Here is a 20,394-nt window from a genome sequence, read left to right as displayed (position 1 = left end):
ACGGGAGACTCAAGTCCGACCTGGAAGGTCAACTCCCCAGTACGTACGCCTGGATGGCCGTCACCGCCGCGCCGCGCGCCCACAGGGCGAAGTCCACCGGCCGTACGTCGAGCGAGACGGCCGCCGCCCGCGGATCCCGGTCGTACGCGAGGCCGTCGCGCAGCGCCTCGTGGGCCACCTCCGCGAGCCGTACCCCCTCGCCGGTCAGGACGATCTCCGTGGTGAGGGTCAGGTTGGCGACGGCGGCGACGAGCCGGCCGAGCGCCCGCCCCGAGGCCATGACCAGCGGCCCGGCCACGGGGTCACCGGCCGCCGCCAGATCGAGGCACTCGTCGTAACCGACCTCCCGCCGCAGCCCGACCGACACGGCGGCGCACACGGAGGCCATCGAGAGCATGGCGGTGGCGCAGCCGCGATGTCCGCGTGGGCACAGTGGCCCCAACGCATCGAGCGGGAAGTGTCCGAGAAGGCCGACCCCCGCGTCCGGGCTGTCCACGACGCGGTCGTGCACGACGAGTCCGTAGCCGATGCCGGCCCCGACGGTGAGGACCGCGAAGCGGTCCCGGCCGCGTGCGGAGCCGAACCAGTGCTCGGCGCGGGTGAGCGCGAGCAGGTCGTTGTCGACGGCCGTGGGCATCCCGAGCGCGTCGGAGAGCATGACGCCGAGCGGCACGGCGTCGTCCCACTCCAGGAACGGCGCTTCGACGACCGTGCCGCGGTCGGCGACACGACCGCCGAGACTGACGCCGGCGGCGGTGATGTGCGGTGCCTTCGGGGCGAGTTCGGCGACGAGTCCGGCCGTGAGCGAGCGCAGGACGGCGACGACCGAGGCCGGGTCACGGCCCGGCAGATCCGCCCGTGCCGAGGCGACGACCTCGGCGCGGAGCGTGGTCAGTACCGCGTGCGCGTCCTCGTGGGTGATCTTGACGCCGATGAAGTGGTGGGCGTCGGCGACGACGTCGAGCGGGCGGGTGGGCCGGCCGGCACGCGACTCGTGTCCCGCGCGCGGCTCTTGGCCGGTACCCGACTCGACGAGGAGACCGCTGTCCAACAGCGGCCTCGCCAGCCGGGTGAGGCTGCCCGCGGAGAGGTCGAGCCGACGGGCGAGTTCGCTGCGGGAGAGCGGCCCGTGGAGCAGCACTTCCAGGGCGACGGCGTGGGTGGCTCCCGAGAGGGGGGTCCACGGCGCTGGAGTCACGTGCAAGGGAGTGCCCTTCTGCGGGGAGTCCGCCCGACAGTTGATCCGGCCATCCTGCCAGCCCGCCCCATTTACTTCCACATCGGAAACAAACCTGGCCCGACGGGCGGGTTTTCGCCAACCCCACGACGTGGCAGCCACCTATTGACGGGCAGAAACTTCCACCACGAAACTAGGGACCGCAGCGTGACAACGCAGGGGCCGACCGGCGGCCGATGGACGATGGACGACCCGAGGAGCCCCGATGCCCACCGGTCACCCCCGTGACTACCTCCACCTGCGCGCCGCGGGTACCAGCCTGGTCCTCGACTGCACCGGTGACCGGCTGCCCCGGGTGGTCCACTGGGGCGACGATCTCGCAGACCCCGGCGCGACCGGACTCGCCGAACTGGCGACGGCGAGCGCCGCGCGGCAGATGACCAACACCCTCGACCTGCCCGTCCCGCTCTCCCTCCTGCCGGAGCACTCGGCGGGCTGGCTCGGTACGCCGGGCCTCACCGGCCACCGCGACGGGGCCGACTTCTCGGCGGCCTTCACCGTCCGCTCCATCCGTACCGTCCGCACGCCCGACCTTCTCCAGGCGCATCAACTCACCGTCGAGGCCGTGGACGAACACGCCCGCCTCGGCCTGGTGCTGGAGATCGAGCTGACCGCCTCCGGGCTGGTGCGGCAGCGCGCCACGCTCACCAACCGCGCCGCCGGCGGGCGACCGTACACACTCGACGGTCTGCTGCTCACCCTGCCCGTTCCCGCCCACGCCACCGAACTCCTCGACCTCACCGGCCGGCACCTGCGCGAACGCAGCCCGCAGCGGCACGAGTTCACGCTGGGAACGCATCTCAGGGAGAACCGGCGGGGCCGAACGGGCACGGACGCGACGCTGCTGCATCTCGCGGGCGAGAGCGGTTTCGGTTTCCGTACGGGCGAGGTCTGGGGCGTGCACGTGGCCTGGAGCGGCAACCACCGCACCCTCGCCGAACGCACCCCCGCCGGGGTGTCGCTGCTCGGCGGCGGCGAGACACTGCTCGCGGGCGAAGTCCTGCTGGCCGAGGGCCAGTCGTACACGAGCCCGTGGCTCGTCGGATCGTACGGTCACGGACTCGACGAGCTGGCCGGGCGCTTCCACCAGCACCTGCGTGCCAGGACCCACCACCCACGGCGGCCCCGGCCGGTCACCCTCAACACCTGGGAGGCCGTCTACTTCCAGCAGGACATCGACACACTGAAGGCGCTGGCGGACGCCGCCGCCGAGGTGGGCGCCGAGCGGTTCGTCCTGGACGACGGGTGGTTCAAGGGCCGCAGGCACGACCGCGCGGGGCTCGGCGACTGGTACGTGGACAAGACCGTCTGGCCCCGGGGGCTGGGTCCGCTGGTTGACCATGTCCGTTCCCTGGGGCTGGAGTTCGGGCTCTGGGTCGAGCCCGAGATGGTCAACCCCGACTCCGACCTCGCCCGGACCCATCCCGAGTGGATCCTCGCGACGGGCGGCCGGCTCCCGCCCGAGTCCCGGCAGCAGCAGGTGCTCGACCTCGGCCACGCCGGAGCCTACGACCATCTGCTGGAGCGGCTCGACGCACTGGTCACCGAGTACGACATCGACTACCTCAAGTGGGATCACAACCGGGATCTCGTGGAGGCCGGGCACAGCCCGACGGGCGCCGCCGGTGTCCACGCGCAGACGGCCGCGGCGTACCGGCTGCTGGACGAGCTGCGCGCCCGGCACCCCGGTCTGGAGATCGAGTCCTGCTCGTCCGGCGGGGGCAGGGTCGACCTCGGCATCCTGGAGCGCACCGACCGCGTCTGGACCAGCGACTGCATCGACGCGCTGGAGCGCGGGCAAATACAGTGCTGGACGGGGCTGTTGCTGCCGCCGGAGCTGCTCGGCGCCCATGTCGGCTCGCCCGTGTCGCACACCACCGGGCGCGCCCACACCCTCGACTTCCGGGCCGGGACCGCCCTCTTCGGGCACTTCGGCATCGAGTGGGATCTCACCGCGGCCAGCCCCGGCGAGCGCGCCCGGCTCGCCGAGTGGGTCGCCGCGTACAAGGAGCTGCGGCCGCTGCTGCACACCGGCACGGTCGTCCACGGGGACCACCCCGATCCGGCGCTGCGGGTGCACGGTGTGGTGGCGGCCGACCGCTCGCACGCGCTGTACGCCCTCGTCCAGACGGCGACGAGCGTGATGTCCCCGGCGGGCCTCGTACGGCTGCCCGGCCTCGATCCGGACGCCCGCTACCAGGTACGGCCCCGCAGGCCCGGCGACCGGCCCGAGGGACCCCACCGGTCCGATCCCCTCTGGTGGGAACGCCCCGCGGGCGTGACGCTGACGGGCAGGATGCTGACGACCGCCGGCTTACGGGCGCCCACACTCTTCCCGGAACGTCTGGTGCTCGTGGAGGCGCGCAGACTCTGACCACCGCCACGGCCACCCGTCCGCGATCACACGAGGTTCCGGCACATGAGCAGCAACTCCTCTTCCCAGGACGCCTGGTGGAAGTCCGCCGTCGTCTACCAGATCTATCCGCGCAGCTTCGCCGACTCCGACGGCGACGGCGTCGGGGACCTGCGCGGCATCATCGGCCGGCTGGACCATCTCGCCGCTCTCGGCGTCGACGTCCTGTGGCTGTCGCCGGTGTACCCGTCGCCGCAGGACGACAACGGATACGACATCAGCGACTACCAGGACATCGATCCGGCCTTCGGCACGCTGGCGGACTTCGACGACCTGCTCGCCGCCGTCCACGCACGCTCCATGCGGCTGGTCATGGACCTCGTCGTCAACCACACCTCCGACGAACACCCGTGGTTCACCGAGTCACGGCGGGGGCCGGACAGCCCGAGGCGCGACTGGTACTGGTGGCGGCCCGCCCGGGACGGCGCCGAGCCCGGTACGCCGGGCGCCGAGCCCAACAACTGGCGCTCCTTCTTCTCCGGGCCCGCCTGGGAGTACGACGAGCCCGGCGACGCGTACTACCTGCACCTCTTCTCCCGGAAGCAGCCCGACCTCAACTGGGAGAATCCCGAGGTCCGCGCGGCCGTCCACCGGATGATGAACTGGTGGCTCGACCGGGGCGTCGACGGCTTCCGGATGGATGTCATCAACCTCATCTCGAAGGACCCGGCACTGGCCGACCGCACCCACCACGGCGCGGGGCCCCGGATCCACGAGTTCCTCCAGGAGATGCACCGCGAGGTCTTCGCCGGGCGCCCCGAACGGCTCCTCACCGTGGGCGAGATGCCGGGCGTCACCGTCGAGGAGGCCAGACTCTTCACCGATCCGGCGCGCGCCGAGGTGGACATGGTGTTCCAGTTCGAACACGTCGGACTCGACCACGGCGACGGCAAGTTCGACGTACGGCCGCTGAACCTGCTCGATCTGAAGGCGTCCCTCGGCCGGTGGCAGGACGCCCTCGGTGAGAGGGGCTGGAACAGTCTCTACTGGAACAACCACGACCAGCCGCGTGTCGTCTCCCGCTTCGGCGACGACGGGCCCGCCCACCGGGTCAGGTCGGCGACGATGCTCGCCACCGTCCTGCATCTGCACCGCGGCACGCCGTACATCTACCAGGGGGAGGAACTGGGCATGACCAACGCCCCGTTCACCTCCATCGAGGACTTCCGCGACATCGAATCCCTCAACCACTACGCGGAGGCGGTCGGCGGGGGCGCCGACCCGGCGCGTGTCCTGGCGGGGCTGCGGGCGATGGGACGTGACAACGCCCGTACGCCCGTGCAGTGGGACGCCTCGCCGCACGCCGGGTTCACCACCGGCATCCCGTGGATCCCGGTCCACCCGAACCACACGGAGGTCAACGCGCAGGCGGCGTACGCCGATCCGTCCTCCGTCTTCCACCACTACCGGCGGCTGATCGCGCTCCGGCACTTTGAACCGGCCGTGGCGCACGGCGACTTCACCATGCTGCTGCCACAGGACCCGCGTGTGTACGCCTTCACCCGACGGCTGGCGGCGGCCGACGGGACGGCGACCGAGCTGCTGGTCATGGGCAACTTCACCGGCGCGGTGGCCGAGGTCGACCTCCAGGACGACGGCTGGCGGGACACCGAGCTGCTGATCGGGAACGTCGCGGACCCCGGGCCCGTGACCACGACGGTGACGCTCGCCCCCTGGGAGGCGAGGGTGCACCGCCGGCGCGTGCGACGAGGGGACGGGGACCCGTCGCCGTATCCGGCTCAGCCGGTCTGAGAACCGGAGCCGTCCGCCTCCTCCCGGTCCTCGGGAAAGGCGCGGCGTACGAACGACGCGATGTGCTCGCGGAGGGCGTCCGCGGCGGACATCGCGTCCCCGGCGACCGCGAGCCGCAGGATCTCGCGGTGCTCGGCCGCCTCGCGCTCCCAGGTCGGGACGGCCGCCCACGCCACGGTGGACACGAGGGCGGCCTGGTCGCGGATCTCGTCCAGTATCCGGGCGAGGAGCGGGTTGCCGCAGGGCAGATAGAGCGCCCGGTGGAAGTCGCGGTTGGCGAGCGATCTGTCCGCCCGGTCCCCCGCCGACTCGGCCCGGTCCAGGGCCTCCTGGGCCGCTTCGAAGCGGGCCTTCCGGCCCACCGAGCGCCTCAGCGCCTCCGGTTCGATCAGCAGGCGTACGTCGTACACCTCCCGCGCCATGGCCGCGTCGACGTGTCGTACGACAGCGCCCTTGTACTGGCTCATGACGACGAGTCCGGTGCCGGCGAGGGTCTTGAGCGCCTCGCGTACGGGGGTCTTGGACACGCCGAACTGGGCGGCGAGTTCGGCTTCGACCAGTGCCTGTCCCGGTGGGAGCTTCGCCGTCAGGATGGCGTGCTTGATCGCCTCCAGTACGTACTGGGTGCGGGACGGTATCGGGGTGGGCGTAAAGGTCATGTGTCATATATGACGTATGAAGTACGACGCGTCAACGCGGTTGACGCAAGCCATGCGTAAAAATGGGTCGGCCCCGGAGAATCTGGATCCTCCGGGGCCGACTCGGCCGCACCGCAGATCGCTTACGGCCTGTCAGTCGGGTCCGCCGAGGTAGACGCTACGTCCCGATGGTGAAGGTGTCGATGTCGAACAGGGAGCCGGCCCCACCGGTGAAGCTGAGGAACACCGGCCCGGTGGGTGTGCCCGACAGTGTGGTGGACACGGTACGGAAGGTCTCCCAGCCACCGGTGTTCGGCGCCGCGACCGTACCGAGGACCGGTCCGGTCGCCGAGCCCGAGCGGACCTGGACGGTACCTCCTGCGCCGGCCGACGAGACCTTCGCGGAGAAGGTCTTCGCACCGGTCAGCGACGCCTGGGAGTAGCCCGCCCAGTCGCCGTTCTCGATGTAGCCGAGGGTCCGGCCGCCGCTCGCCGGGGCGTGGTCGGCGGGCTGGACGCCCTGTCCTGAGGTGTAGGACTCCCCTTCGTAGGTGGTCGACTGAGGAGGTGTGATGCCTCCCAGTTCCTTGATCCGGATGTTGCGGAAGGACACGTCGTCACCGGTGCCGTGGTTCTGGATCCCGATATGACCCTGCGTCAGGGAGCGCACCGGATCGGTGTTGGTGAAGTCGTTGATCCGTACGCCGTTGAGGAAGACCTGGAGCCGCTCCCCCTCCACTCGGATCTCGTAGGTGTTCCAACTTCCTGGCGGATTAAGGGCGTTGTTCCGTGCTGCGATGTCCGCCGCCTTGAAGCCGTAGATGGACCCGGTGGTCCGGTCGGCCGCGTCGGTGGCGTCGATCTGGATCTCGTAGCCCTGGTTCACCGACGTGTTGACGTCGTCGGAGGCCGGGAAGCCCACGAACACACCGGAGTTGTCGTCCCCGGCCATGCGCCAGTCCAGTTTGAGGGAGTACGAGGCGTACTCCTTCGCCCGGTACCAGTACAGGCCCATGCCGCCCTGCGCGTTCAGCGTGGCATCGGTGTTGGTGAAGCTCCCCGGTCCGGCCTGGGACCAGCCGGTGGTCGAACCGTTGTAGAGCGTGGTGTAGCCCGTCTCCGCACGGCAGTCGGCCTTGGCGAAGCCCGCCGCGTAACGGATGCCGCCGAGCAGCAGGGAGCGGAACGCCGGGTCGGCGTACGACTCCTGGGTGTGACCGTGTCCGGTGTAGAAGGAACGGCCGTTGCCCTGCGGGTGGCACCAGGTGATCGGGTGGTCGCCGCTCATCTCCCCGCCGCTGTAGCTGGATTCGTCCAGGCTCTGGAGGACGCGAACCTGCGGGCGGGGATTGGTGCGGTAGTTGTACCACTCGTCGGTACGGGACCAGGTCTGGCCCAGGTGCGAGGTGGCCGCGTGCGACCGGTCCTCGTTCTTCACCGTGGCCCGCTGGATCGCCGGGTGGCTCTTGAACCAGGCGCCGACGAGCTGCTCGTAGTGCGGCCACTCGTACTCGGTGTCGGCCGCCGCGTGGACGCCGAAGTAGCCGCCGCCACCGTCCACGTACCCCTGGAGCGCGGCCTGCTGACTGGTGTTCAGCACGTCGCCGGTGGTGGAGAGGAAGACGACGGCCTTGAAGCCGGCCAGGTTGGAGGAGGTGAAGGCGTTGCTGTCCTCGGTGGCGGTGACGGTGAAGTTGTTGGCGGCGCCGAGGTCGCGGATGGTCTGGATGCCGACGGGGATGGAGTCGTGACGGAAGCCCGCCGTCTTGGAGAAGACGAGGACCTTGTACGCGGGGTCGGCGGCCTGGGCCGCCGTGGCCGGTGTCAGGAGTGACGCGGCGAGGCCGAGGGTGAGGGCGAAGGCCGCCGCGGCGGTCTTCGGCAGTGTGCGGAGCTGACGGAGCATCATCGTCTCCTTGACTCGCGTCACTTGGTGAGAGTGAGGGTGTCGATGTCGAACAGGGAGCCGGCCCCACCGGTGAAGGTGAGGAACAGCGCACCGGACGATCCGGTACCGGTCAGCGCGGTGGAGACGTTGCTGAACGTCTCCCAGCCACCGGTGTTGGGGACGGCCACGGTGCCGAGGACGGCGCCGGTGGCGGAGCCCGAGCGGATCGTCACGGTGCCGCCGGCGCCGGCCGACGAGACCTTCGCGGAGAAGGTCTTGGTCCCGGCGGTCGGGACGGAGGCGTAACCCGCCCAGTCACCGTTCTCGATGTAGCCGAGGGTCCGGCCGCCGCTCGCCGGAGCGTGGTCGGCCGCCCGAACTCCCTGCCCCGAGCTGAAGGACTCGCCCTCGACGGTCTGGCTGGAGGCGCCGCCGGTGGTGAAGGTGAAGGCATCGACGTCGAAGAGTTTGCCCTGGCCGGTCACGCCCTTGAAGACCAGGAACAACTCGGTTGTCGCGGCGGGGGCGTTGGCGATGTTCGCCGAGACGTCGACGAAGTTCTCCCAGCCGCCGGTCGGGGCCACGGCCACGGATCCGAGCAGTGTGCCGGTCGCGGACCCGGCCCGTACCTCCAGAGTGCCGCCGACGCCGCCGGAGGCGACCCGGGCGGTGATCCTGTTGGCGTTGGACAGATTGTACGGCTTGAAGGAGACCCAGTCGTTGTTGTCGGTGAAGCCGACCGTGCTGCCGCCCTCGGCGTTGCCGTGCGCGGCGACCTGGATGCCGGACTGGGCGCCGAAGTGCTCGGCCTGCCGGTGCCGGGGCTGGAGGATACGGGCGCTGTGCGTGGTCAGCCCGGCGCCGTCGGTGTACTCGGCGTCGAAGACTCCGTAGATGTTGGCCGCGCTGTCGTGCTCACCGTCGGCGGGCACGTTCAGGTTGCCGGAGCAGCCGGTGGCCTGGGTGATCTGGTGGCGGTGCTCGTCGTGGCCGAGCAGATAGGTGACCTTGACCTTGGAGCAGTCGATGGTCCCGTCCTCCGGGTCGCTGACGGTGACCTGGAAGGGCACGGTGTCACCGAAGGAGAACAGCTGGCCGTCCTTGGGGGTCTGGAGGGTCACGGTCGGCGCGGTGTTGCCGGCCGTGACGACCAGGCTCGCCGTACCGGTGAGGCCTTCCGGGTCCCGCACGGTCAGCGTCGGCCGGAAGGTGCCGTTGGTGGTGTAGGTGTGGCTCGGGTTGGCTGCCGTGGAGGTGCTGCCGTCACCGAAGTTCCAGGAGTACGTCAGGGCCTTTCCCTCGGGGTCCGAGCTGCCGGCCGAGGAGAACGCGACGGTCAGCGGGGTGGGGCCGGACACCTTGTCCGCGGTTGCCTTGGCGACCGGGTTGCGGTTCGCCGCGCCGACGTACTCGACGCGGTAGAGAGCCTGGTTGTTGCCGCCGGTGCCGTAGTCCAGGACGTACAGCGCGCCGTCCGGGCCGAAGGCCTGGTCCATGACCTGCGTGCCGGTCCACGGAAAGGCCTCGATGACGCCCGGGGTGCCGTCGGCCTTGACCTCGATGGCCTTGATCCACTTGCGGCCGTACTCACCGGCGAAGAAGCGGCCGTCGAGGGACTGCGGGAACTTCACGTTCGAGTTGAGGTTGGCGTTGTAGCGGTAGACGGGGCCGCCCATGGGCGACTCGGAGCCGCCGCCGAACTCGGGCGGGGAGCCCGCGTCTCCGCCGTACTTGATCCAGCTCGACTTGGCGGCGGGCAGGGTGGGAAGACCGGTGTTGCGGAACGAATTGTTCGCGGGTGCGCCACAGTTGTACTTCGCGGCGGACGGACCGCTCGGAAAGGTGTACTCGCTGTACGTCTCGTTGGCGGTGTTCGTGCCGGTGCAGTAAGGCCAGCCGTAGTTGCCCGGCGCGGTGATGCGGTTGAACTCGACCTGGCCGCTGGGACCGCGGTCGGCGTTGGTGACTCCCGCGTCCGGGCCGTAGTCGCCGAGGTAGACGATGCCGGTGGCCTTGTCGACGGACATCCGGAACGGGTTGCGGAAGCCCATCGCGTAGATCTCGGGGCGCGTCCGCGCGGTGCCGGCGGCGAAGAGGTTGCCGGACGGGACGGTGTAGCCGCCGGCCGCGGTCGGCTTGATCCGCAGGACCTTGCCGCGCAGGTCGTTGGTGTTGCCCGAGGAGCGCTGGGCGTCGAACTGCGGGTTGCGGTCGCCGCGTTCGTCGATCGGCGAGTAGCCCGAGGACTCGAACGGGTTCGTGTCGTCGCCCGTGGTCAGATACAGGTTCCCGGCCGCGTCGAAGTCGATGTCACCGCCGACGTGGCAGCACTGGCCTCGGTCGTTGGGGACTTCGAGCACGACCTTCTCGCTGGCCAGGTCGAGCGTGTTGTCGGCCTTGAGCGTGAAGCGGGAGAGGTTGAGATGGCCCTTCCACGCCTCGAAGGTCGCGGCGCTGCCGGTCACCGGCGCGTCGCCGCCGGGGGTGCTCAGCTTGGGCGAGTAGTACAGATACAGATACCGGTTGCTCTGGAAGTTCGGGTCGGCGGCTATCCCCTGGAGGCCTTCCTCGTCATGGGTGTAGACGTCCAGCTTGCCCGCCGACTTGGTGTTGCCTGCGGCGTCCGTGAAGCGGACCGTGCCGTCCCTCGCCGTGTGCACGACGGCACGGTCGGGGAGTACGGCGAGTGACATCGCCTGGCCCAACTCGGCTGAACCGAGCGCGAGTTGTACCTGCTGGTAGTCGCCTGCCGGAATGGCGGCGGGTGCTGCGGGTACTGCGGGTGCTGCCTCGTGGCCGGGATGGGCGGCGGCGGTGGGAACGCTGATCGCGCCGCCACCCACCACCAGACCCAGCACCGCGAGCCACCTCAGCCACTTCTGTCTCGGGCGCGGCCGTCCTGAGAGTCCTGACATCGAGCTTCCTTCCTTACCTGATCCAAGGGGAGCGAGGCAGGCGGAAGCGCGGGCGAGCGCGCCACCGTGTCTCACTCAGGGAGGAACCTGCCGACCGGGTGATGTCCCGTCACCCGATGAGCAGCCGTGCGTCCGTGCAAGGGCATGTGATGCGGCACCGAACATTCGCGAGAAACCCGCGAGAGTTTTGCATGCTGGCAACGGAATCATAATTTGTCAAGGGTCTATCCAAATGGCTGTGACCTGCACCCGCGCCGAGCGCGCGTGAGCGGCGACCCGGCCAGGGGATCAAGGCTGTTGACGGTCGACCCGGATTGCGTCCGCACACTGAACAAATGCCGCAGGCGGGTGCACTGTGCACTGGCGCGAGTGCGGTGGGCCGTGGCACAGCACGGTGCGCCCGAGAGCGGCTACGGTCGGTCGGCGGCGCGGTCCTGACGGGCTTTCACGAGCCGGTTCCGCGTGATCACGGTGTTCCCGTGATCCGGGCCAGGACGCGGGACCGCGCCTCAAGCACCGCCTCGTACTCCGCTTCCGCTTCATCCGGGCGCCCGAGGCCGTGAAGTGAGAAAGCAAGACTGTGCCGGGTCGTCAGGGTGAGGGGGGCTTCGTCTCCGAGGGCACCTTTCCGGGACTCCCACGTCGCGCGGTTCTCCGATTCCGCTTCCTCGAATCGGCGCAGTTTGTCGAGAGTGAACCCCAAGGCATGGCGGAGCCTCAGCGTCCAGGCGGCGTCCGCACCTTCATGGCGCGTGTTGAGTATCACCAACGCCCGGTATTCCTTCTCGGCCGCTTCGGACCGGCCCTGATCATTCAGGGAATCCGCCCGGACTGTTCTTGTGATCAGGACTCGGGAGACGCGGGTGAACGACTTTTCGTAGGACTCGATCCGGACTCCCGTGCCGTGCACGAAAACGACGCTCGTCCCCCTGATTCCCCCGCCTGTCCCACCCACAGCCCGTGTGCGGAACTGTACGGCCAGTCGGGGGTCCGGACTGACAAATCAGCCGAATCGCACGTCTTGCGACGGGAGGATTCGCCGGGCGGTCCGCGGTCGCGGGCCGCCCGGCGGTCAGGCCGGACGTCGGTCCGCCGTCTTCTCCAGTCTCAGCAGGTCGCGCGGTGTGATTCCCGAGGCCGTCGAGACGTCTTCGACGGCCTCGCCCCGGCGCACGGCGAGTACCGCCTCGATCTCCACATCGGCGCGTGCGGCGTCCAGGGCCGCCTCGGCGTCACGCAGTCGCTGTACGGCAAGTTCGAGGCTGGGCAGATCCATACGGGAATGCTCGCACACGCTCACCCGGCCCACGGGTTGTCGACGGACCAGGTCGTGTCCGGCGTGAACGACGCCGCGTCGTCCCAGGCTCGCGGACCGCCCCGAGTCGCCATCCACACCTCCGAGTTGATGTGCCGCAGATAGCCGCCGGGCATGTTGTACGCGGCCAGCCGTACTCCCCCGGTGGCGGGAAGCGCGCAGAACGTGGCGTCGGCCCGGAAGAGCGCCGAGCCGTCACCCGCCTCCTTGTAGACGCGGAAGTCGCGGTGCCGCAGATACTGGCCGGGGTAGTTGCGGGACTCGAAGGAGTAGCAGCCGCTGCCCGCGAGGCCGGGGACGATCTTCCAGGTGGCGTCGTTCTTCAGCAGGCTGTCGCTGTTCGCGTCGACGGGCGCGGTGAACGCGAGCCCTTCCTGGTGGCGCAGGTATTTGCCGGTGTGGCCGGGTGTGGTGACCCGTAGCGATTTGTTCTGGCCGGTGGGAAGCGTGACCGGTGGGGGCGGGTTGCGCGAGGCGTCGACGAGGGCGAGGTTGGCGGCCCTGACGCGGGCCTCGTCGACCTTGACCACCTGCCGGTCGTACGTCAGCAGACCGTTGGCCTCGTTCTCGACGTCGGTGATCTCGGTGTAGACGGACGCCGAGAGACCGCTGGGCATCTGGTTCTCACGGATGGTGTCGATGAGCCCGACGAAGCGGTCGTTCAGCGCGGCGACGCTCGCCTGGTCCTCGTAGCTGAAGCCGCCGCCCGGGTACCACTCGTGACCCGGCACCTTCCAGCCGAGGCCGCCGAACTCGCCGAGGACGGCCGCGCGGGTGGCCGTCGGTGTCGTGGTGCCGGGGCCGACGTAGATGTGGTTGTCGATGACGTCACCGTTGCCGCCGTCGACGGAGCCACAGCAGTTGACGCCGCTCATGTTGTTGACGAGGCGGGAGGGGTCGTACGCCTTGACCTCGTCGGCGATGCGGGCCTGGTCGTACTGGCCCCAGCCCTCGTTCTGGTTGACCCACATGACCAGGGACGGCGAGCTGCGGTGCTGGTCGATGATCCGGTCGTACTCCGCCTCCCACTGCACGCGCGCCGCGCCGTCCGGTGTCCGGGTGTCCATCGACGGCATGTCCTGCCACACCAGGAGCCCGAGCCGGTCGGCCCAGTGGAACCAGCGCTGCGGCTCCACCTTGATGTGTTTGCGGACCATGTTGAAGCCGAGGTCCTTGTGCTTCTGGAGGTCGTGACGCAGCGCCTCGTCGCTGGGGGCGGTGTAGATGCCGTCCGGCCAGTAGCCCTGGTCGAGCGTGCCGGTCTGGAAGACGAACTTGCCGTTGAGGAGCGGGCGTTGGACGCCTCCCACCTTGCCGACGGAGATGGAGCGCATACCGGTGTAGCTGCCGACCGAGTCGACGGTCGAGCCGCCGGTGCCGGACAGCAGATCGGCCCGGATGTCGTAGAGGAACGGGTCCTCGGGGGTCCAGAGACGCGGGTTCGGCATCGCCACCGAGAACTGGCTGTTCACGGGGCCGGTGGCGGTGGCAACGGTCGTACCGCCGGAGGAGACCGTCACCCTGGTGGTCTGGCCGGCGATACCGGCGCCCCGGACGGTGACCTTCAGCGTGTTGTCGGAGAGGCTGGGCACCATGTCGAGCCGGGTGATGTGGGCGGAGGCGGTGGGCTCCAGCCACACGGTCTGCCAGATGCCGGAGGCGGCCGTGTAGAAGATGCCTCCGCCGGGGTGGGGAGTGACGTCGTTGATCCGCTGTTTGCCGACGGCCCCGCCGCCGGTCTGGGAGGGGTCGAATACGGAGACGACGACGGTGTTGGTGCCCGTGGTGAGCAGTGGCGTGATGTCGTACGCGAAGGAGTCGAAGCCGCCGCTGTGGGCGGCGCCCGCCTGCCGGCCGTTGACCCAGACCGTGGTCTGCCAGTCACTCGCCCCGAAGTTGAGCTGGACGCGTCGGCCGTCCCAGTTCGCCGGCACGGTGAAGTTCCGCTTGTACCAGAGCTTGTCGTTCTGGGTGATCTTTCGCTGGATGCCGGAGAGGGCCGACTCGGCGACGAACGGGACCCTGATCTGCTCGGGGAAGGCGGCGGGCTGCCCCGCGCTCGCCCCGGTGACCGCGAAGTCCCAGATGCCGTTGAGGTTGAGCCAGTCGGGGCGCGTGAGCTGGGGGCGCGGATACTCCGGCAGCGGCCTGTCGACCGGGACCCGATTGGTCCACGGGGTGGTCATGGGGGACGGCTTGGGCTGCCAGGCGGCGGCCTTCGCCTCGGCGGGGCCGCCGGCCACCACCAGGCTCGCGCACAGGAGCAGCAGCGCGCCGAGCCAGGCGGTCACGCGGTTCCGCGCGCGGCGCTGGCCCGCCGGGTCATGGCGGTTGGCTGTGGGGGTGGGGCGTCGCAGCGGGGCGTCCGGGACGTACGAGGCGTGCATGGTCGATTGCCCTCCTCGGTCATACGGGCGAGGACGGTGTCGGTGCGGCCCGTAGGCATTCTTTTACATCGTTGGAAGTGGGCTGTACACCCTCCCGTACGGGCGCGGTTCCGCCGGGCTGCGCGGTGGCACGGCAGGCGTGATGATGGGACTGCCCGCGGCACCGGTCCGTCGCGCCGGTCCGGCGCCGTATCCCGCCCGGCCGCGGACCGGCCGCCTGCCACCGGCCGACCACAAGGAGGACCACCCATGAGCGCCATCCCCGAAGACCCGGCGGTCGCCGCGTTCGTCTCGGCGATCAACGGGGGGAACCGGGACGCCTTCTTCGCCGTACTGGCACCGGACGCCACGATGTCCGACGACGGAAGCGAACGTGACCTCGCGGCCTGGGTCGACAAGGAGATCTTCTCCGCCGACGGCCGGATGGACGTCGAGTCCGCCTCCGACGGGGGCCGCGCCCTGACGGCGACGTTCACCAACTCGACGTACGGCACGATGCGCACGCGCTGGGCCTTCACGGTCACGGACGGCCGTATCAGCCGCTTCGAGACGGGCCAGGCGTAAGAGCCCGCCCTCCTCGCGCGGGACGACGGACCGGCGCTCAGCGGACCGGCAGGGCGGACGCCCGCAGGGCTTCGGCCAGCCACTCGAACGGGAATCGTTCCTGCGGCATGTCGTTCACGGCGGTGACCAGTGCCGTGTACCGGTCGAGCGGGCCCTGTGGCTCCGGCGGTGTGCGGTCCCACTCCGCGCCTGCCAGCATGTGGTCGGCCGCCTGGATCCTGAACTCGGGTGTGTCCGGTATCCCCGGGCTGTCGGGTGTGGCGAAGATGCCGGTCAGCCACTCGATCCACCGGTCGGCGTTCTCCCGCCCCCGCGGTGAGTCGGGTGGCACCCCTTCGCGTGCCGCGTCCATCACCGCCTGGCCGATCGGTGTGGCCGCCTCCAACATGTCCAGCATCGGCGACGAGGTCATCAGGGGTCCGGCTCCGTTGGTGCACGCCTCGTGCAGCTCGCGGCGTACGGCCTGCCGGACCTCGGTGTCCCGGATGAGCTCGGCCAGTTCGATCCATGCCTCGATCTGGGCCGCGGTGGGATGTTCGGGCAGCCCCGGCCGGGCCGCCCGCCACCACCCGACCATCCGCTCAGGCGGCTCCCAACCGGTGGAGACCTCGGTCCAGAACTCGTCGATCAGCCGGTCGCGCTCCTCGTCGGGCATGCCTGCCAGCTTGTGCATCAGCGTGACCTGCCCGGCCGTGGAGTCCTGCCGCAGGATGGCCGACAACACCGCGCGACGGCTGCGCAGCCGTGTCTCCTGCCGTGTCAGCAGGGCCAGATGGGCGGCGGCCAGCTCGCGCAGTGTCGCCTCGCCGGCCAGTACCCGCCGGATCTCGTCCAGGCCTGCGTCGAGTTCCCGTAGCGTCCGGACCAGCTCCAGCCGGGCGATGGCCGACACGTCGTACAGGCGGTGACCGGCCGGGGTGCCGGCGGTCGGCGTGACGACACCGGCGTCCGCCTAGTACCGGACGGCGCTGACGCTCAGGCCGGTCCGCCGGGCGACATCTCCGATGGTGTAAAGCTCGTTCATGTCCACGACGCAAACTATGAGATCTCAAGCAGCTTGAGATGCAAGCCCCACCAGTAACCGGATCAGGTGACCGCGCGCGCCGCCCCGAGCGCCACTCGCCGACAGTTCCAGGATCTCCCCCCGGGTGCCCCCATGTGCGGGGTCAAGGTCGAATCCCATGAGGTTCTGGGGCGGGTCGTCAAAGACGTCGACCTCGCCGGTGCCGGGCTCCAAGAGCGGGAGGTCCACTTCGATTACGATCGCCCTCGCCGGCCAGACGCCCCCCTACGAACGACTACCAGCCATCCCTGTCCCGTCCGGGGAGACCAGAAGGTGAGTGAGGTGCACAGACAGACTCCTCTACGCCGAGGGCTCGCCCTCGTAGCGGGAGTGGCGCTGCTGGTGATCGGCGTCGCACTGCTCGTCCTGCCCGGGCCCGGCCTGCTGCTCGTACTCGCCGGGCTACTGGTCCTTTCCGATCAGTTCCCTGCCGCGGCTCGCTACGTCGACCCGGTACGGGAGCGCGCCATGCGCGCGGCCAGGGAAAGCGTCTCCTCACCGCTTCGGATCACCGGAGCCGCCCTCACCGCGGCGGCTCTTATGGCGGCCGGCCTGTTCTGGGGCCTGATGCCCGAGCTGCCCTTCGGCGGCTGGCCCACCGGTGCTGGACTGATTCTCTCGAGTCTGCTCCTTGTCGCCCTGTTGGTGTACAGCTACCGCACAACGCGTGGCCCCCGCGGTTGATCGTCGGCGGCCTCGGGCCGGCACACCCGTACGACATCCCGGGATCGGCACTCCACTCCATGCGTTTCTCGGGTACGCGTCACCGCCTGCGGTGGGCCGCAGGCCCCGAGCGCCTGGGCGGTGACACGTCGTTACTCCGTGTCGTAGGGTGGTGACCCTCGCAGCATGGCATGTTCATGATTGCCACTCTCAGCGTTTCTCCCCCCACGAGAGGCGATCCACATGGGTGTCCGTTCATCATCCGGTATTCGGTCCGTGTCAGGCGCTCGTTCGGCGTCAGTTGTCCGTGCCGCGTTGTCCGCTCTCTTCCTCGCCCTCGTCTGTGTGCTGGCCGGAGCCGCGGGCCCAGGGGTGCAGGCGGCGGCCGCCGCGGATCGCACCGTCACCTTCGTCAACCAGTCCGGTCAGCGTGTGTGGATCGGCAGTACGGTCAACGCCGATGGGTCGGCGGTGCTCACAGGGCTGCCCGTGCTCGACGACGGGCAGTCGGCCACCATCAGCATTCCGGAGACCTCCGCGCCCGGTCACTGGCGCGGCAAGTTCTTCGCGCGCCAGGGCTGTAGCGGCGAGTCGGGCAGCACATTCCACTGCAAGGTCGCCGACTGCGGTCCGTACGCCGACCGCTGCAGCACCGGCGAACAGCCCGCGAGCCTGGCGGAGTTCAATTTCGACCCCTCGGATGGACTGGCGCCCTGGTACAACGTCAGTTACGTCAACGCGGTGTCGCTGCCGGTGACCATCACCCCGGTCGGTGTCGCGCCCCCGCCCGACGGCGGCGAATGCGAGGAGATGGGCTGCTCGAACGACCTGCTCTCGTACTGCCCGCCCGAGAATCTGACTTCTGACCCCGCCACGGGCGAACCGATGCTCTGCGTCAATCCCAACCGTGACGCGCAGACCGACTACAGCAGTGCCGTCAACGCACGCTGTCCCAAGGCCTACGCGTGGTCGAAGCAGGACACGATTCCGGGCAATCAGGTGATGCGCCAGTGCCGGGCATGCAGCGGCTTCACGGTCACTTTCCACTGATGTCCGGGGCCCACGGCATCCCGAGTCCCTACACACTGTTGGAGCAGGCCCCGTGAGCGGATCCTCCGCCTTCTCTCCCGCCCCGTCCCCCTTCCGCCGGCCGCTGATGATCCTCGCGCCGCTGCTGGCCCTGCTCTGCGCGTCCTTCTTCGGACCCGCGGCGAATGCCGAGGTCGCCGCGTCGTCGCGCAAGGGCGTGAGCGTGAACTCCGTCGCGGGCGCCTCACAGGCACTCGCCGACCTCGGCGCGTCCTGGTACTACAGCTGGTCCTCGAACCCGGGTAGCGTCGCCAAGCCGGCCGGCACCGAGTTCGTACCGATGATCTGGGGAGCCGATTCGGTCACCGACGCCGAATTGGCCCAGGCCAAGGAGCAGGGCACCCATCTCCTGGGCTTCAACGAGCCCGACATGACAGAGCAGGCCGACATGACGGTCGAACAGGCGCTGGACCTGTGGCCGCGCCTGCAATCGACCGGCCTGCGGCTCGGCGCGCCCTCCGTCGCCTACGGCGGCGACACCCCGGGCGGCTGGCTGGACCGATTCATGTCCGGGGCCGCGGCGCGCGGCTACCGCGTCGACTTCATTCCGGTGCACTGGTACGGCGGCGACTTCGGTTCAGCCGCGGCCGAGCAACTGCGCGGATATCTCCAAGCCGTCCACGACCGCTACCGCAAGCCGATCTGGCTGACCGAGTACGCCCTGATCGATTTCTCCGGGGGCACACCCCGCTACCCCGGCGAGCAGCAGCAGATCGACTTCGTCCGCTCGTCGACGGCGATGCTGGAGAGCCAGTCGTACGTGGAGCGCTACTCCTGGTTCACCCTGTCCACCGAGACGAGCCGGACCGGGCTCTACAACGGCACGGTCCCCAACGCGTCCGGACTCGCCTACCGCGAGGCGGGCCGCTGAGTCCCGGCGATCGCCGTGGATGCCGCCCAGCGGGCTCGGGACTTTTCCAGCCGATTCCGACCGCCGGCCCGGCGTCCGGCAGCAGTGGCGCCCGGCTGCCACCGGCGGTTCACCGCCACCTTCGGCGGGGACGGCGAAACGGTCAGGGCGAGCCGAGGGTGTGGCCCGTCGTGGCGTCGACGTGGTCCGGGATCTCTTCGTGGCGGTCCCCGACCGTCGACGTACCGGACGGTTCGAACATCAGGATCGCCGCGCGGGACGGGGCGTACGGTTTGTGCTCCGTACCGCGCGGAACGGTGAAGACCGCGCCCCGCGGCAGCACGACGGTGCGCTCACCGGCGGGCTCGCGCAGCGAGATGCGGAGTTCCCCTTCGAGTACCAGGAAGAACTCGTCGGTGTCCTCGTGGACGTGCCAGACATGCTCACCCTCGACCTTGGCGACGCGCACGTCGTAGTCGTTGACGCGCGTCACGATACGAGGGCTCCACAGGGCGTCGAAGGAGGCCAGCGCCTTGTCGAGGGGGATGGGACCGTTGGGTTCGTCGCTCATGGGCCCATCGTCGTCCGTTCCGCGCGGCCGACGTGAGTGCTAGTAATCGCATATGACGCAAGAATCCTCGCACGGTCCCGGCCGGGGCCTCCACCGGGTCGTCGTGATCGTGGACGAGAACTCGAACCCCTTCGAACTCGGCTGCGCCACCGAGATCTTCGGCCTGCGCAGGCCCGAGATCGGCCGGGAACTGTACGACTTCCGTCTCTGCTCCCCCGAGCCGAGCACCCTGATGCGGGACGGGTTCTTCACGCTCACGGGTGTCGGCGAGCCGGCGGTGGCCGACACGGCGGACACGTTGATCGTCCCCAACCGGCCCGACGTCGAGGTTCCTCGCCGCGCGGCCGTGCTCGACGCCGTCCGCCGGGCCCACGCGCGCGGCGCGCGCCTCGTCGGTTTCTGCAGCGGCGCCTTCACCCTGGCCGAGGCGGGGGTGCTCGACGGGCGCCGGGCCACCGCGCACTGGCAGTGGGCGGACGCCTTCCGGGCCCGCTTCCCCTCCGTACAGCTCGAATCGGACGTGCTGTTCGTCGACGACGGTGACATCCTCACGGCGGCGGGGAGCGCCGCCGCGCTCGACCTCGGACTGCATGTGGTCCGCCGTGACCACGGCGCCGAGATCGCCAACTCCGTCAGCCGGCGGCTGGTCTTCGCGGCCCACCGGGACGGCGGGCAACGGCAGTTCGTGGAACGTCCGGTGCCCGACCTGCCCGACGAGTCACTGGCGCCCGTCCTCGCCTGGGCGCAGGAGCGGCTGGACTCCCCGCTCGCTGTGGCCGACCTGGCGGCGCGGGCGTCGGTCAGTCCCGCGACGCTGCACCGCCGCTTCCGGGCCCAGCTCGGCACGACGCCGCTGGCGTGGCTCACCGGTGAACGGGTGGCCCTCGCCTGCCGGTTGATCGAGCGGGGCGAGTCACGCTTCGAGTTGGTCGCGCGGCGCAGCGGACTCGGCACGGCGACGAACCTGCGTACGCTCGTCCGCCGCGAGACCGGCCTGACGCCTTCGGCCTACCAGCGCCGGTTCGGCCTCGACGGCGGGACGGGCTGAG

15 protein-coding genes and 1 pseudogene are annotated in these 20,394 nt (G+C 69.9%); 7 read left to right on the top strand and 9 right to left on the bottom strand.

The genetic code is table 11. The features are described 5' to 3' along the window. Positions 1 to 28: 28 nt before the first annotated feature. Positions 29 to 1,198 carry an ROK family transcriptional regulator gene (locus tag SSPS47_RS32215; protein WP_164253975.1) on the bottom strand — a complete coding sequence of 390 codons (1,170 nt, stop codon included), beginning with the start codon at positions 1,196 to 1,198 and terminating at the stop codon, positions 29 to 31. Positions 1,199 to 1,442: 244 nt separating this feature from the next. On the opposite strand from SSPS47_RS32215, the gene SSPS47_RS32210 reads away from it, so the two are divergent. Then, complete coding sequence (locus tag SSPS47_RS32210; RefSeq protein ID WP_164253974.1) at positions 1,443 to 3,611, top strand: alpha-galactosidase; 2,169 nt, start codon at positions 1,443 to 1,445, stop codon at positions 3,609 to 3,611. Between the two features lie 45 nt (positions 3,612 to 3,656). Further along, positions 3,657 to 5,402 (top strand): alpha-glucosidase, encoded by a 1,746-nt coding sequence (locus tag SSPS47_RS32205; RefSeq protein ID WP_164253973.1) that lies wholly within the window; start codon positions 3,657 to 3,659, stop codon positions 5,400 to 5,402. Here the strand turns inward: SSPS47_RS32205 and SSPS47_RS32200 are convergent. The 6 genes from SSPS47_RS32200 to SSPS47_RS32175 form a co-directional block, all read right to left on the bottom strand. Further along, entirely contained in the window at positions 5,390 to 6,061 is a 672-nt protein-coding gene (locus tag SSPS47_RS32200) for a GntR family transcriptional regulator (RefSeq protein WP_164253972.1), read from the bottom strand. The genes SSPS47_RS32205 and SSPS47_RS32200 overlap by 13 nt on opposite strands. 157 nt (positions 6,062 to 6,218) lie before the next feature. Next, positions 6,219 to 7,946: a ThuA domain-containing protein gene (locus SSPS47_RS32195; protein ID WP_164255254.1), complete on the bottom strand. Its 1,728-nt coding sequence runs from the start codon at positions 7,944 to 7,946 to the stop codon at positions 6,219 to 6,221. Positions 7,947 to 7,966: 20 nt separating this feature from the next. Further along, positions 7,967 to 10,843, bottom strand: a complete 2,877-nt coding sequence (locus SSPS47_RS32190) for a carbohydrate-binding protein (RefSeq protein WP_164253971.1) — start codon at positions 10,841 to 10,843, stop codon at positions 7,967 to 7,969. Positions 10,844 to 11,309: 466 nt separating this feature from the next. Then, positions 11,310 to 11,753 (bottom strand): tetratricopeptide repeat protein, encoded by a 444-nt coding sequence (locus SSPS47_RS32185; RefSeq protein WP_164253970.1) that lies wholly within the window; start codon positions 11,751 to 11,753, stop codon positions 11,310 to 11,312. A gap of 162 nt (positions 11,754 to 11,915) precedes the next feature. Next, on the bottom strand, positions 11,916 to 12,119 hold the full coding sequence (locus tag SSPS47_RS32180; protein ID WP_147874700.1) for a hypothetical protein: 204 nt from the start codon (positions 12,117 to 12,119) through the stop codon (positions 11,916 to 11,918). 20 nt (positions 12,120 to 12,139) lie between these two features. After that, the gene (locus tag SSPS47_RS32175; protein WP_164253969.1) at positions 12,140 to 14,545 is read right to left on the bottom strand and encodes an AbfB domain-containing protein; all 2,406 of its coding nucleotides are present in this window, start codon (positions 14,543 to 14,545) and stop codon (positions 12,140 to 12,142) included. A gap of 249 nt (positions 14,546 to 14,794) precedes the next feature. Between SSPS47_RS32175 and SSPS47_RS32170 the strand changes: the two genes are divergently transcribed. Beyond that, the gene (locus SSPS47_RS32170; RefSeq protein ID WP_147874702.1) at positions 14,795 to 15,109 is read left to right on the top strand and encodes a nuclear transport factor 2 family protein; all 315 of its coding nucleotides are present in this window, start codon (positions 14,795 to 14,797) and stop codon (positions 15,107 to 15,109) included. 37 nt (positions 15,110 to 15,146) lie between these two features. Here the strand turns inward: SSPS47_RS32170 and SSPS47_RS32165 are convergent. Further along, a pseudogene (locus SSPS47_RS32165) lies at positions 15,147 to 16,043 on the bottom strand (MerR family transcriptional regulator); the annotation flags it as partial. A 411-nt stretch (positions 16,044 to 16,454) separates the two neighbouring features. On the opposite strand from SSPS47_RS32165, the gene SSPS47_RS32160 reads away from it, so the two are divergent. The 3 genes from SSPS47_RS32160 to SSPS47_RS32150 all read left to right on the top strand — a co-directional run bounded on the left by SSPS47_RS32160 (position 16,455) and on the right by SSPS47_RS32150 (position 18,795). Then, positions 16,455 to 16,856, top strand: coding sequence for a PGPGW domain-containing protein (locus SSPS47_RS32160; protein ID WP_147874704.1), 402 nt, complete (start codon positions 16,455 to 16,457; stop codon positions 16,854 to 16,856). 294 nt (positions 16,857 to 17,150) lie between these two features. Then, the gene (locus SSPS47_RS32155) at positions 17,151 to 17,885 is read left to right on the top strand and encodes a thaumatin family protein (RefSeq protein ID WP_239065152.1); all 735 of its coding nucleotides are present in this window, start codon (positions 17,151 to 17,153) and stop codon (positions 17,883 to 17,885) included. A 52-nt stretch (positions 17,886 to 17,937) separates the two neighbouring features. Beyond that, positions 17,938 to 18,795, top strand: coding sequence for a glycoside hydrolase family protein (locus SSPS47_RS32150; RefSeq protein ID WP_239065151.1), 858 nt, complete (start codon positions 17,938 to 17,940; stop codon positions 18,793 to 18,795). Positions 18,796 to 18,937: 142 nt separating this feature from the next. Here SSPS47_RS32150 and SSPS47_RS32145 read toward each other — a convergent pair whose 3' ends face one another. Next, the gene (locus tag SSPS47_RS32145; protein ID WP_164253966.1) at positions 18,938 to 19,345 is read right to left on the bottom strand and encodes a cupin domain-containing protein; all 408 of its coding nucleotides are present in this window, start codon (positions 19,343 to 19,345) and stop codon (positions 18,938 to 18,940) included. A 52-nt stretch (positions 19,346 to 19,397) separates the two neighbouring features. On the opposite strand from SSPS47_RS32145, the gene SSPS47_RS32140 reads away from it, so the two are divergent. After that, on the top strand, positions 19,398 to 20,393 hold the full coding sequence (locus SSPS47_RS32140; RefSeq protein ID WP_164253965.1) for a helix-turn-helix domain-containing protein: 996 nt from the start codon (positions 19,398 to 19,400) through the stop codon (positions 20,391 to 20,393). Position 20,394: the final 1 nt, after the last annotated feature.

It is taken from the genome of Streptomyces sp. S4.7, assembly GCF_010384365.1.
In the GTDB taxonomy this organism is placed as follows: Bacteria; Actinomycetota; Actinomycetes; order Streptomycetales; family Streptomycetaceae; genus Streptomyces.
Note: the sequence above shows the minus strand (reverse complement) of the source record. Positions and strands in the feature narration are given on the sequence as shown.

What these genes read in the sequence shown, in the direction of transcription:
- SSPS47_RS32210 (WP_164253974.1), top strand. Translation starts at nt 1,443, where the DNA reads ATGCCCACCGGTCACCCCCGTGACTACCTCCACCTGCGCGCCGCGGGT.
- SSPS47_RS32205 (WP_164253973.1), top strand. Translation starts at nt 3,657, where the DNA reads ATGAGCAGCAACTCCTCTTCCCAGGACGCCTGGTGGAAGTCCGCCGTC.
- SSPS47_RS32200 (WP_164253972.1), bottom strand. Translation starts at nt 6,061, where the DNA reads ATGACCTTTACGCCCACCCCGATACCGTCCCGCACCCAGTACGTACTG.
- SSPS47_RS32195 (WP_164255254.1), bottom strand. Translation starts at nt 7,946, where the DNA reads ATGCTCCGTCAGCTCCGCACACTGCCGAAGACCGCCGCGGCGGCCTTC.
- SSPS47_RS32190 (WP_164253971.1), bottom strand. Translation starts at nt 10,843, where the DNA reads ATGTCAGGACTCTCAGGACGGCCGCGCCCGAGACAGAAGTGGCTGAGG.
- SSPS47_RS32180 (WP_147874700.1), bottom strand. Translation starts at nt 12,119, where the DNA reads ATGGATCTGCCCAGCCTCGAACTTGCCGTACAGCGACTGCGTGACGCC.
- SSPS47_RS32175 (WP_164253969.1), bottom strand. Translation starts at nt 14,545, where the DNA reads ATGCACGCCTCGTACGTCCCGGACGCCCCGCTGCGACGCCCCACCCCC.
- SSPS47_RS32170 (WP_147874702.1), top strand. Translation starts at nt 14,795, where the DNA reads ATGAGCGCCATCCCCGAAGACCCGGCGGTCGCCGCGTTCGTCTCGGCG.
- SSPS47_RS32145 (WP_164253966.1), bottom strand. Translation starts at nt 19,345, where the DNA reads ATGAGCGACGAACCCAACGGTCCCATCCCCCTCGACAAGGCGCTGGCC.
- SSPS47_RS32140 (WP_164253965.1), top strand. Translation starts at nt 19,398, where the DNA reads ATGACGCAAGAATCCTCGCACGGTCCCGGCCGGGGCCTCCACCGGGTC.